The sequence below is a fragment of the Ectopseudomonas composti genome, assembly GCF_900115475.1.
GTDB classification, from domain to species: domain Bacteria; phylum Pseudomonadota; class Gammaproteobacteria; order Pseudomonadales; family Pseudomonadaceae; genus Aquipseudomonas; species Aquipseudomonas composti.
In genome coordinates this window covers 54,039-66,014 of record NZ_FOWP01000010.1, presented here as the reverse complement: position 1 = coordinate 66,014, position 11,976 = coordinate 54,039, and the positions used below count along the sequence as shown (strand labels likewise).

General features: G+C 61.6%; 13 protein-coding genes. 9 read left to right on the top strand and 4 right to left on the bottom strand.

The features are described 5' to 3' along the window. Positions 1 to 181: 181 nt before the first annotated feature. Together BM059_RS17620 and BM059_RS17615 are read left to right on the top strand one after the other, a co-directional pair. Positions 182 to 874 (top strand): response regulator, encoded by a 693-nt coding sequence (locus BM059_RS17620; protein WP_218880014.1) that lies wholly within the window; start codon positions 182 to 184, stop codon positions 872 to 874. Continuing rightward, positions 871 to 2,268, top strand: a complete 1,398-nt coding sequence (locus tag BM059_RS17615; RefSeq protein WP_074940561.1) for a sensor histidine kinase — start codon at positions 871 to 873, stop codon at positions 2,266 to 2,268. The genes BM059_RS17620 and BM059_RS17615 overlap by 4 nt, the downstream gene beginning before the upstream one ends. Here BM059_RS17615 and BM059_RS17610 read toward each other — a convergent pair. The 3 genes from BM059_RS17610 to ygfZ form a co-directional block, all read right to left on the bottom strand. Beyond that, a complete protein-coding gene (locus BM059_RS17610) occupies positions 2,251 to 3,006 on the bottom strand; it encodes a substrate-binding periplasmic protein (protein WP_074940558.1) in 756 nt (251 codons plus the stop codon). The two genes, BM059_RS17615 and BM059_RS17610, sit on opposite strands and share 18 nt — an antisense overlap. A gap of 65 nt (positions 3,007 to 3,071) precedes the next feature. Continuing rightward, positions 3,072 to 3,908 (bottom strand): HDOD domain-containing protein, encoded by an 837-nt coding sequence (locus BM059_RS17605; RefSeq protein ID WP_037001372.1) that lies wholly within the window; start codon positions 3,906 to 3,908, stop codon positions 3,072 to 3,074. Positions 3,909 to 3,954: 46 nt separating this feature from the next. Next, entirely contained in the window at positions 3,955 to 4,896 is a 942-nt protein-coding gene (ygfZ, locus tag BM059_RS17600) for a CAF17-like 4Fe-4S cluster assembly/insertion protein YgfZ (RefSeq protein WP_074940555.1), read from the bottom strand. Positions 4,897 to 5,041: 145 nt separating this feature from the next. On the opposite strand from ygfZ, the gene BM059_RS17595 reads away from it, so the two are divergent. Both BM059_RS17595 and BM059_RS17590 read left to right on the top strand, forming a co-directional pair. Continuing rightward, positions 5,042 to 5,296: an FAD assembly factor SdhE gene (locus BM059_RS17595; RefSeq protein ID WP_017677771.1), complete on the top strand. Its 255-nt coding sequence runs from the start codon at positions 5,042 to 5,044 to the stop codon at positions 5,294 to 5,296. Beyond that, a complete protein-coding gene (locus tag BM059_RS17590) occupies positions 5,280 to 5,747 on the top strand; it encodes a protein YgfX (protein WP_074940552.1) in 468 nt (155 codons plus the stop codon). The genes BM059_RS17595 and BM059_RS17590 overlap by 17 nt, the downstream gene beginning before the upstream one ends. On the opposite strand, the gene nadB is transcribed toward BM059_RS17590, so the two are convergent. Continuing rightward, positions 5,701 to 7,332: an L-aspartate oxidase gene (gene nadB, locus BM059_RS17585; RefSeq protein WP_074940550.1), complete on the bottom strand. Its 1,632-nt coding sequence runs from the start codon at positions 7,330 to 7,332 to the stop codon at positions 5,701 to 5,703. The two genes, BM059_RS17590 and nadB, sit on opposite strands and share 47 nt — an antisense overlap. A gap of 506 nt (positions 7,333 to 7,838) precedes the next feature. Between nadB and rpoE the strand changes: the two genes are divergently transcribed. From rpoE to BM059_RS17560, 5 genes are read left to right on the top strand one after another with little or no spacing between them, the layout of a single operon-like run. Next, complete coding sequence (rpoE, locus tag BM059_RS17580; protein WP_037001376.1) at positions 7,839 to 8,420, top strand: RNA polymerase sigma factor RpoE/AlgU; 582 nt, start codon at positions 7,839 to 7,841, stop codon at positions 8,418 to 8,420. Between the two features lie 30 nt (positions 8,421 to 8,450). After that, the gene (locus BM059_RS17575; RefSeq protein ID WP_037001377.1) at positions 8,451 to 9,023 is read left to right on the top strand and encodes a sigma-E factor negative regulatory protein; all 573 of its coding nucleotides are present in this window, start codon (positions 8,451 to 8,453) and stop codon (positions 9,021 to 9,023) included. Positions 9,024 to 9,038: 15 nt separating this feature from the next. Next, complete coding sequence (locus BM059_RS17570; RefSeq protein ID WP_074940547.1) at positions 9,039 to 9,986, top strand: MucB/RseB C-terminal domain-containing protein; 948 nt, start codon at positions 9,039 to 9,041, stop codon at positions 9,984 to 9,986. Further along, positions 9,983 to 10,438, top strand: a complete 456-nt coding sequence (locus BM059_RS17565; protein WP_037001379.1) for a SoxR reducing system RseC family protein — start codon at positions 9,983 to 9,985, stop codon at positions 10,436 to 10,438. Before BM059_RS17570 ends, BM059_RS17565 begins: the two co-directional genes overlap by 4 nt. A gap of 35 nt (positions 10,439 to 10,473) precedes the next feature. Beyond that, on the top strand, positions 10,474 to 11,898 hold the full coding sequence (locus BM059_RS17560) for a DegQ family serine endoprotease (RefSeq protein WP_074940544.1): 1,425 nt from the start codon (positions 10,474 to 10,476) through the stop codon (positions 11,896 to 11,898). Positions 11,899 to 11,976 lie beyond the last annotated feature (78 nt).

The following is an 11,976-nucleotide window of genomic DNA, read 5'->3' as shown; positions in this document are numbered from 1 at the left end:
TCGAGCCACCTTGCAGCGATGCTATGAGCGCAAGCTTTCACTAGGCTTTCATGAACGAAAGATTTTTATGGCGGTGTGTTGTTGCGTTCGGGCAGGTCACGCGAGGCAACAAACAGATGCTGCTCTGGCATTTGAGCAATTCACAGCAGCCGTGGCGGCGCTACACTGCGCGCCTTTAACGATGCTGCAGTTGGAGGTGGCGGTGCGGATTCTGCTGGTCGAAGACCATCCGCAATTGGCGGAAAGCGTGGCCCAGGCGCTGAAAGGCGCTGGCTGGACCGTGGACGTGCTGCACGATGGCGTTGCCGCTGACCTTGCGCTTTGCAGCGAAGAGTATGCCCTGGCGATTCTCGATATCGGCCTGCCACGCCTGGACGGTTTCGCGGTGCTGTCGCGCTTGCGCGACCGCGGCCAGACCCTGCCAGTGCTGATGCTGACTGCGCGTGGTGAAGTGAAGGACCGCGTGCATGGGCTCAATCTCGGGGCCGACGACTACCTGGCCAAGCCTTTCGAGCTGACCGAGCTGGAAGCGCGGGTCAAGGCGTTGTTACGGCGCAGCGTGCTCGGTGGCGAGCAGTTGCAGCGCTGCGGCGAGCTGGTCTACGACATTGGCGCGCGCCGTTTCAGTCTCAAAGACGAAGCGCTCAGCCTGACTGCGCGTGAGCAGGCCGTGCTGGAGGCGATGATCGCCAGGCCGGGTAGGGTGATGAGCAAGGAGCAGTTGGCCTCGCAGGTGTTCGGTCTGGACGAGGATGCCAGCCCGGATGCCATCGAGATCTACATTCACCGCCTGCGCAAGAAACTCGAGGGCAGCGCCGTACGTATCGTCACCTTTCGCGGGCTGGGTTACCTGCTGGAGGCAGTCGAGGCATGAGCCGTGGCGTCAGCTTGCGCGGGCGCCTGCTGCGGCGCCTGGCGCTGCTGTTGTCGCTGATCCTGCTGCTGAGCAGCTTCAGTGCCTACTGGAGTGCACGCCGCGCTGCTGACACTGCTTATGACCGCACGCTGTTGGCATCGGCGCGGGCGGTCGCCGATGGTCTCTATGCCGAGGACGGCCGGCTGCGCGCCAATATTCCCTATGTGGCACTGGATACCTTCGCCTACGATAGTGCTGGGCGCATCTACTACCAGGTGCTCGACTTGCAAGGCAATCAGGTTTCCGGTTACGAGGATCTGCCGCCGCCACCAGCGGGTACGCCGCGCACCGATGATTACCCGGCGCTGGCGCACTTCTACGATGCCGAGTACCGCAATCAGGGCGTGCGCGTGGTCAGCTTTCTGCAGCCGGTCAGTGAGCCGCAGCTCAACGGTATTGCTGAAATCCGCGTGGCGGAAACCCAGGGCGCACGCGAGCGCATGGCCCGCGAGCTGTTGATTGGCACCTTGTGGCGCATGGGGTTGCTGTCGATCAGCGCGCTGCTGCTGGTGTGGTTGGCCGTCAATCTGGCCTTGCGCCCACTCGAAGCGCTGCGCCGTGAAGTGGCCGAGCGCGCCAGCGACGACCTGCGGCCGCTGCCAGATGGGGGGTTGCCGCGCGAGGTGCTGCCGCTGGTGGAAACGCTGAACCAGTTCAATGAGCGCTTGCAGGGGCTGTTCGAGCGACAGTCACAGTTCATTGCCGATGCGGCGCATGAGTTGCGTACGCCGCTGGCGGCGCTCAAGGCACGTATCACCCTGGGCTTACGCGCCGATCAGCCCGAGGAATGGCGCAGCACTCTGGAGCAGGTGGCGCAGCAAGGCGATCGTCTGACTTCGTTGGCCAATCAGTTGCTGTCCCTGGCGCGTATCGAGAGTGGTGCGCGGGCCATCACCGAGGGGGGCGCGCAGCGTATCGACCTCAGCTCACTGGCGCGCGAGCTGGGTTTGGCCATGGCCCCGCTGGCTCATGCCCGTGGTGTCGCGCTGGCGCTGGAGGCTCAGCAGCCGGTGTGGATCGACGGTGAGCCGACGCTGCTCAATGAGCTGCTGAACAACCTGTTGGACAATGCGTTGGCGCACACACCGGCCGGCGGCAATTTGATCATTCGCGTCTTGACCTCGGCAGTGCTGGAGGTAGAGGACGATGGCCCCGGAATCCCCGAAGCTGAGTGCGAGAAGGTCTTCGAGCGTTTTTATCGACGTAGCAATCTGGGTAGTGGTGCGGGGCTGGGGCTGGCCATCGTTGGCGAAATCTGTCGCGCCCATCAGGCTCGAATCAGCCTGCATCAGGCGCAGCCGCATGGCCTGCGGGTTTGTGTCGAGTTTCCGCCTTCAGTGGTTGAGGCTTAACGGCTGCTGAATCTCCAGCAGGTAGCGGGACACCTTGCCGCTGTCGCGTAACTGGCTCAGGCCGCGATTGAAGCGCTGCATCAGCTCTGCGTTGCCCGGTACCTCTCGCGACAGCAGCAGATGCAGGCTGTCGCTGCGCAGGGGCTTGCGATGAAAGCTCAGGCGCTGGCGCTCTGCCGCGCTGAATTTCTGATACAGCAGATCGAAGCCCACCACCTTGTCCACCGGGAACAGGTCGATGCGTCCGGCCAGCAACTGGCGGAGACCCTGCTCATCACCGGTCAGGCGCACGACCTCAAGTTCACCTGCAGCTTCAGCACGTTGAAAGTCCTCGCCGTAGTCATAACCGCGTGTGGCGGCAATACGCAGACCGCGCAGGTCTTCGACGGTGTTCCAATCAAATGCATGAGCTTTGCGATGAAACAGGTAGTAGCCGCTTTCGACCACTGGTTCGCTGATATGAAAGCGCTGCTCGCGTTCGGGGTTGGTAAGCCAGACGGCGCTGCCGTCACGCTGGCCCTGCTCGGCCATCTTCAGTGAGCGTGCCCAGGGGTGAAATTCCCACCGCACCTCGACTCCCTGCAGCGCAAACGCCTCGGCGACGATACGTGAGGCCACGCCATGATGAGGCAGGGTTTCACCGAGGTAGGGCGGCCATTCGCCGTTGGTCAGGCGAACCTGTTCGGCAGCCTGGGTGCTGCCGAACAACAGGACGAGCAGGACGAATGCGTAACGCATGGCTCTACTTCCTCAGGCGAATGGCTCGAGTGTAGAGGCATTTTGCCATCCGTGGCGAGGTGCTTTTATTGCAGCATGCTCATGGCCGCTTCCATGGCGGCGGAGAGGTCTTCGTCGGCCTGCATGTCGACCTGCGGGTCAAGGCCAAGCTTGGCGAACGCCGGTACCTTGCTCCAGTCCAGCTGGGTGTAGGGGTGCTCGCTGCCCAGGTAGCTCTGCAGCGTGGCGACCTGGACGATATCGACATAATCGACCTTGGCCGAGTCGCGCGTGAAATCCAGGTACTGGCTTGGCACGATGGCGATGGGCTCGGGAAACTCCCAGGTCCGCAGGATCTTGTCGCCGATGATCGGGTGAATCTGCTCGATCACGTGGTTGAGGCTGATGGAGTCGGCCAGCAGCTCGTTGTGTTCTTCGGCGTAGGTGAGAATTGGCAGCACGCCGATCTGGTGCACCAGGCCGGCGAGGGTGGCTTGGTCCGGCATCAGGCGGGTGTAGTGACGGCACAGTACGTGACAGATACCGGCGATCTCGGTGCTCTTGTTCCACACCTCGCGCATCTTGCGGTCGACCACGTCGCTGGTGGCCTGGAACATCTGCTCCATGGCCAGACCCGTGGCCAGGTTGCAGGTGTAGTTGATGCCCAGACGGCTGACGGCCATCTGCAGGTCGGTGATTTCCTTGTTGCTGCGCAGCAGAGGACTGTTGACCACCTTGATGATGCGCGCGGTGAGGGCGGCGTCGTTACCGATTACCTTGCTGATCTGCGGGATGCCCACGTCGGGATCTTCCGCGGCTTCGCGAACCTTCAGCGCCACCTCGGGCAGGGTGGGCAGCACCAGCTCATCGTTCTCGATGGCGTGGATAAGTTCCTGTAGGACTTTTTCGGCAAGCTTGCTCATGAAGTGGCTCTCTTAGGCGATCCAATACGGCGCCAGGGAAGTTTAGTCAGCGCTGGATTTCCTGGTCGGCATCCAGCTGATAAGGCAGGTCGAGCAGGGTTAGCGTCTGCCCTTCACTGCTGCCGAGATGAATGCGGCCATCGTTCACGGCGTCTTCCTGCAACACGGCGAGCAGCTCGAGGGCGTCGCCGGCTTGGGCTGCCAGCACCACTTCGCCAACGCTGGAGCCATGCACCGGGGAGAACAATTCGGCGCCGACGGCCGGCAGCGCAGAGCCGACCAGACGCAGGCGCTGCAGGCGGCGCTTGAGCTTGCCCAGGTACTGCATGCGCGCGACGATTTCCTGGCCGGTGTAGCAGCCTTTCTTGAAGCTCACGCCGCCCAGGGCTTGCAGGTTGATCATCTGCGGGATGAACAGCTCACGGGTGGCGCCGAACACCTGGCCCACGCCGGCACGAATCTGAGCCAGCAGCCAGTCGTTCAACGGTGCCTGCGGCAGCTGGGCGGCCAGGAGGCTTTGCAGGCTTTCGGCGTCGGCAGATGGTGCCCACAGCTCGGCGCGGCCATCGCTGAGGCGCACGGCGAGCAACTGACCGCTGCTGGCCAGAGAATCACTGGCGGCGCCCAACTGCAGGCCAAGTTCGCTCAGGACAGCATCGCCGCCGGCCAGACCGAAGCGGACCCAGGCGGTACTTTCGTCGCTGAGCTTGGATTTGGAGAACACCGCATATTTCTGCAGGTCGGCTTGCTGCGACTCGATCAGCTCGCGTGCCATGGCCAGCAGGTAGCCGTCTTCCACCGGTACGATGCGAAAGCTCGACAACATGCGTCCCTTGGGCGTGCAGCGGGCTCCAAGGCTGGACTGGCTGGCACTCAGGTAATTGAGGTTGCAGGTCACTTGGCCCTGCAGAAACTTGGCTGCGTCCGCGCCGCGTACTGCGAGCAGGCCTTCGTGATCAAGGAGAGTGAAGTAAGCGCTATCGGCCATGATGCAAATCGAATCGCTGAATAAAGGTCAGGGGCATCATCATAGTGGGCGTGGTAGGGCCTTGTCAGCGCAATTGCGCAGCGGTGCGGTGAACAGTTAGGCAATTCGCCGTTATACTGCCGCCCTTGTTCGAGGAGTCCGTTGCATGGTTGAGCAAAGTGAACTGAATCGCCTGTTCTGGCATAGCCGTCGTGGCATGCTGGAGCTGGACGTACTGCTGGTGCCTTTCGTCAAGGAGGTGTACCCGAGCCTGGATGCCGAGAACCAGGCGCGCTATCGCAAGCTGCTGGAGTGCGAGGATCAGGACATGTTTGGCTGGTTCATGCAGCGTGGCGAGCCCGAGGACGCCGATCTGCGCCACATCGTGCGCATGATTCTGGATCGTGTCCAACCCAAGTGAGGCCTTCGAGTGCCGTTGGCAGCCCTCTCGCAGGCTGCTGACGCTCTATCTGTCGGTCATGGTGCTCGCCCTGCTGGCGCCCTGGCTGGCCGACGTTCCCCTCTGGTCGAAACTGCTGTCGCTCGCGGTGTGCCTGGCGCATGCGGCCTGGGTGTTGCCGCGGCATGTGCTGCTGACTGCGCCACGGGCGGTCACGGGTTTGCGTCGTGATGCATCTGGCTGGCATTTGTACAGCACCGCAGCAGGTTGGCAGGCGGTGCAGCTACGCCCTGACAGCCTGGCCTTGCCACTGGCCGTCGTGCTGCGTTACCGCTTGCCGGGTCAGCGCCTAAGTCGCGGGGTGTGCATTCCGCGTGATGCATTGGCACCTGAGCAGCATCGGCGCCTGCGTTTGCGTCTGAAGTTCAGCAGGCGACGCTGGGCTGAGCCTGGGGCAGTGGCGTCAGAATAGTATCGCGAGCTTCGGCCAGTTGCTCCGGGTAGTCGAGGGTGTAATGCAGCCCGCGGCTTTCATGGCGCTGCATGGCTGAGCTGATCATCAGCTCGGCGACCAGAGCGAGGTTGCGCAGCTCGATCAGGTCGCGACTGACCTTGTAGTTCGAGTAGAACTCATCGATCTCGTCCTGCAGCAGGCGTACGCGATGCTGCGCGCGCTGCAGGCGTTTGTTGGTGCGCACGATGCCGACGTAGTCCCACATGAAGCGGCGCAGCTCATCCCAGTTGTGGGCGATGATCACGTCCTCGTCCGAGTCGGTCACTTGGCTGGCGTCCCAGTCCGGCAGGTCGCTGGGCATGTCGATGGCGGCCAGTTGCTGAGCGATGTCGGCGCAGGCTGAGCGCGCATAGACGAAGCATTCGAGCAGTGAGTTGCTGGCCATGCGATTGGCGCCATGCAGGCCGGTGAAGCTGGTTTCGCCAATGGCGTACAGGCCGGGAACGTCGGTGCGTCCATGTTGATCGACGACTACGCCACCGCAGGTGTAGTGCGCGGCTGGTACGACGGGAATGGCCTGTTTGGTGATGTCGATGCCGAACCCCAGGCAGCGTTCATAAACAGTGGGGAAGTGACTCTTGATGAAGTCGGCCGGCTTGTGGCTGATGTCCAGGTAGACGCAGTCGATACCTAAGCGCTTCATTTCATGGTCGATGGCGCGAGCGACGATATCGCGTGGCGCCAGTTCGGCGCGCTCATCGAAGCGCTGCATGAAGCGTTCACCGTTGGGCAGCTTGAGCAGGCCGCCTTCGCCACGCACGGCTTCGGTCACCAGGAAACTCTTGGCCTGCGGGTGGTATAGGCAGGTGGGGTGGAATTGATTGAATTCCAGGTTGCCGACGCGGCAGCCGGCGCGCCAGGCCATGGCGATACCATCGCCACAGGCGCCGTCCGGGTTACTGGTATAGAGGTAGACCTTGGCGGCGCCGCCGGTGGCGAGAATCACGAAGCGTGCGCTGAAGGTATCCACTTCGCCACGGGCACGGTCCAGCACGTAAGCGCCCAGGCAGCGTTCACCGTCCAGGCCGAGCTTGCGTTCGGTGATCAGGTCGACGGCAACGCGCTGTTCCAGCAGTTCGACATTCGGGCGTTGCCGGGCCTGCTCCAGCAGCGTGTTGAAAATGGCCGCGCCGGTGGCGTCGGCAGCGTGAATGATGCGTCGATGGCTGTGGCCGCCTTCGCGGGTCAGGTGGAACTCGAAGCCGCCATCTTCACGTGCGGTTTCATCGTCACGGGTAAAAGGCACGCCCTGGTCGATCAGCCACTGGATGGCTTCGCGGCTGTGTTCTACCGTGAAACGCACGGCATCCTCACGGCACAGACCGGCGCCTGCATCGAGGGTGTCGGCAACGTGGGATTCGACCGTGTCGGTATCGTCCAGCACGGCTGCTACGCCACCTTGCGCCCAGTAGGTCGAGCCATTGGCCAGGTTGCCTTTGCTCAAGACCGCGATGCGCAGATGGGTAGGGAGGGTGAGGGCGAGGGTCAGGCCGGCGGCGCCGCTGCCGATAACCAGAACGTCGTGCTGGAAGTGTTGGCTCATGTCCGAGTTCCGCGTGAAAGCGAGCCCTAGTATATAGAGAGGGGCAGCGGCACAATAGCCGGCCAGAGTCACATCAGTATTTGCTACGTGTCGGCCCTGCTGCGTTGAAGCCAGCTCGGACTGCTCATTTACAGCTGTAAATTTCGCGTCCGCGCTTGTCTTAGCTCTGCAGTGCTCTAGCTCGCGAATACCGAGGCGGCTCTTATGACCGACCGTGGTGCTCAGGAACTTTTTTAGTCTTTAAGGTTCCATAGACGGTCGCCCATATAAGGGAGAGCGCTCGCGCGTGCCTGCATCTGAAGTAAGCGGAGGGTGTGGAAATGAGCGGCGATAAGATTATTTGCGCAAGCGGAAAAGGTTTCGCTTGCGCCATTCCAGGCAGAGAAAAGAAATCTCTGCGGGAAGCTTGCTTGGAGGGGAGAACTTTTGCGTAAGGCCCGAGTCTATCTTGGCAAGCTGATTCGCTTTTGGGCGCAAGCCTCCTCCAAGCCTCATGAGGAGAGTGCATGCTAACCCAGGAAGATGATCAGCAGCTGGTCGAGCGAGTGCAGCGTGGTGACAAGCGTGCCTTCGATCTGTTGGTGCTGAAGTATCAGCACAAGATCCTCGGTTTGATCGTGCGATTCGTGCACGACACCCACGAGGCTCAGGATGTTGCTCAGGAAGCGTTTGTAAAAGCTTACCGAGCGCTTGGAAACTTTCGCGGTGACAGCGCGTTCTATACATGGCTGTACCGCATCGCCATCAACACGGCGAAAAACTATCTGGTATCCCGCGGTCGGCGGCCGCCAGATAGTGATGTCAGTAGCGATGACGCGGAGTTCTACGATGGCGACCATGCCCTCAAGGACATCGAGTCACCGGAGCGGGCATTGCTGCGCGACGAGATCGAAGCCACCGTGCATCGAACCATCGCCCAGCTGCCGGATGATTTACGCACTGCTCTGACTTTGCGTGAGTTTGAAGGTCTGAGCTACGAGGACATTGCCAGCGTCATGCAGTGTCCGGTAGGTACGGTACGGTCGCGGATTTTCCGCGCACGTGAGGCAATTGATAAGTCCCTGCAACCTCTGTTGCAGGATGCCTAAGGCAGCGGCGACAGCCAAGAGAGGAACACCATGAGTCGTGAAACCCTGCAGGAATCGCTGTCCGCGGTGATGGATAACGAAGCGGACCAACTGGAATTGCGGCGCGTGCTTGCAGCCAGCGAGGATGGCGAACTGCGTGGCACCTGGTCGCGTTACCAAGTCGCCCGTGCAGCCATGCACCGTGAGTTGCTGGTGCCGCAGCTGGACATCGCATCTGCGGTTTCCGCGGCGCTGGCCGACGAGGCCACTCCAGCACGCAAGGCGCCAATCTGGCGTAGCGTTGGGCGTGTGGCCGTGGCTGCATCGGTGACTGTTGCAGTGCTGGCGGGTGTGCGCTTTTACAATCAGGACGACCTGACTGGCGCTCAAGTCGCCCAGCAGGATGCTTCTCCGGTACTCTCGGTACCGCAGGTGCAGGGTCCTGCACTGCTGGCCGGTTACAACAGCAGCGAGGAAGTCGGCGAGCCTGCCGAGGCTGGCACTGCCAGCTGGCATGAGCAACGCCTGCCGAACTACCTGCGCCAGCATGCGCAGGAAGCCGTCATGGGTACCGGTGAAACTGCACTGCCCTATGCCCGGGCTGCTAGTTTGGAAAACCGCTAAGCGCTAAGGAGTCACATGCGCGCGATTCCCCTCTATCTTCTCGGGGGTCTGCTGGCGTTGCCAGTTCAGGCCTCCGAGGTGCAAGACTTGCTCGGTCGCCTCGCTGCGGCAGAGCGTCAGCAAAGCTTCCAGGGTACGTTCATCTATGAGCGCAACGGGAGTTTCTCTACCCATGCCGTTTGGCATCGGATAGAGGAGGGGGGCGAAGTTCGCGAGCGCCTTCTGCAGCTCGATGGTCCTGCCCATGAAGTACTGAAGGTCGATGGTCTGGCCCAGTGCGTCAGTGGTGTGCTTGCCGATCAGGTCAGCGAAGGGCAAGCCTGGCCTGCTCGTCAGCTGGACGCCGAGCAACTGAGCAACTGGTATGACATTCGTGTCGCAGGTCAGTCGCGCATCGCCAATCGAGCTGCAGACGTTCTGGTGCTGGCGCCCAAGGATCAGCATCGCTACGGCTTCGAGCTGCATCTTGATCGGGAAACCGGTCTGCCGCTGAAATCCCTGCTGTTGAACGAGCGTGGCCAGCTTCTGGAGCGGTTCCAGTTCGCCCAGTTGGACACTTCTGCGCCCGGAGAAACCGCCATCCAGCCGAGTTCTGGCTGTCGTCCAGTGCGTTTGCGCACTGCTGATAGCATGGCCGAAGGCAGTTGGCGGTCGGACTGGCTGCCGCCGGGTTTCACCCTGACGACCGCACAGCTGCGTCGGGGGAGCTCTGCCGATGATTCTGTCACTTACCTGATGTATGACGATGGTCTGGCGCGATTCTCGGTTTTCCTCGAACCCCTAAACGGCAGCGTCGTTGAAGACGCGCGCAGTCAGTTGGGGCCGACCGTTGCTGTTTCGCGGCGGATGAGTACCGATTCTGGTGATGTAATGGTCACCGTGGTGGGTGAAATTCCTCTGGGTACTGCCGAGCGCATTGCTCTGTCCATGCGTGCTGGAGTGCCTGAACAGGCGAGCAAATGATCGAAGAGCAGGGGCGTGTAGTGGCGCTCGAGTCAGGCGCCGTCTGGGTCGAAACGCTGCGCAAGAGCACCTGCTCGAGCTGCTCGGCCAATGCGGCCTGTGGCCAAGGGCTGATGGATCGCCTGGGTGTCGGTCGGCAGCGTGGTTACGTTCGCGCCCTCAGTCAAGCGCCGCTGGCAGTTGGTGACACCGTGATCATCGGTGTGCGCGAAGATTTGTTGGTGCGTAGTTCTCTTCTGGTTTACCTGCTTCCTCTTCTTGGTCTGTTTGCCGCTGCGTTGCTGGCGGATGGACTGGGTCTGTCCGAGCCTCTGGTGATTCTTGCTGGCCTGATCGGTCTGTTTTCCAGTTGGCTGCTGGTTCGCTGGCGCGCGGCTCGCGTCGCCGAGAACCCCTGTTTGCAACCCGTTGTCCTACGTACGCTGCTGGTATCTGCGCCAGCGGCGGTTTGAGTGTGTTCGAGTTTTACATGGGGAGTCGTAGTTCGATGAGAAAACTCAAGTCCATTGCGCCGCTGCTGGCTATTGCCCTGCTTTGGGGGCAGAGCTTGTTGGCTCAGGCCAGTCTGCCTGATTTCACTGATCTGGTAGAGGAAGCCTCGCCTGCGGTTGTCAATATCAGTACCCGTCAGAAGCTGCCTGAGCGCGCCGTTGCCGGTCAGCCGGGGCTGCCGGATCTCGAGGGGCTGCCACCGATGTTCCGCGAGTTCTTCGAGCGCAGCATTCCGCAGGCTCCACGCAATCCGGGTGGTCGTCAGCGCGAGGCGCAGTCGCTGGGCTCCGGCTTCATCATCTCGCCGGACGGCTACATCATGACCAACAATCATGTGGTCGCCGATGCTGACGAGATCATCGTTCGTCTGTCCGACCGTAGCGAACTTGAGGCCAAGCTGATTGGTGCCGATCCGCGTAGCGACGTCGCGCTGCTCAAGGTCGAAGCCAAGGACCTGCCCGTAGTGCGCTTGGGCAAGGCCGATGACCTGAAGGTCGGTGAGTGGGTGCTGGCCATCGGTTCGCCGTTCGGTTTCGACCATTCGGTAACCGCGGGTATCGTCAGCGCCAAGGGGCGTAACCTGCCGAGCGATAGCTACGTGCCGTTCATTCAGACCGATGTGGCGATCAACCCGGGCAACTCCGGCGGTCCGCTGTTCAACCTGCAAGGTGAGGTCGTGGGGATCAACTCGCAGATCTTCACTCGTTCCGGTGGCTTCATGGGGTTGTCTTTCGCTATCCCGATGGAAGTGGCCATGCAGGTGGCCGATCAGCTCAAGGCTGACGGCAAGGTGACTCGTGGCTGGCTGGGTGTGGTGATTCAGGAAGTGAACAAGGATCTGGCCGAGTCCTTCGGTCTCGATAAGCCGGCTGGCGCGCTGGTTGCGCAGGTGCTGGAAGATGGCCCGGCGGACAAGGGCGGCCTGCAGGTAGGTGACGTCATCCTCAGTCTTAACGGCAAGCCAATCATCATGTCGGCTGACCTGCCACACCTGGTTGGTGGCCTGAAACCGGGCGAGAAAGCCGAGCTGGATGTCGTGCGCGACGGCTCGCGCAAGAAGCTCGATGTCACCATCGGTACGCTGCCGGAAGAAGGTCAGGAGCTGGCGTCATCCGATTCTGCACAAGGTGGCGAGCGCAGCAATAACCGCCTGGGTGTAACGGTGGTGGAGTTGACTGCCGAGCAGAAGAAAGGCCTCGATCTGAAGGGCGGCGTTGTGATCAAGGAGGTGCTCAATGGCCCAGCAGCGATGATTGGCCTGCGTCCGGGTGACGTGATCACTCATCTGAACAACCAGGCTATCGACTCCACCAGCACCTTCACCCAAGTGGCGCAGGAACTGCCGAAGAATCGTTCGGTGTCCATGCGTGTGCTGCGTCAGGGGCGTGCCAGCTTCATCACGTTCAAGTTGGCTGAGTAATTCGGGCAATGCTGAAGAAGGGCGCTCTCGAGCGCCCTTCTTCGTGCCTGAATCAGCGCTGTGCAGACGTGACGCGGT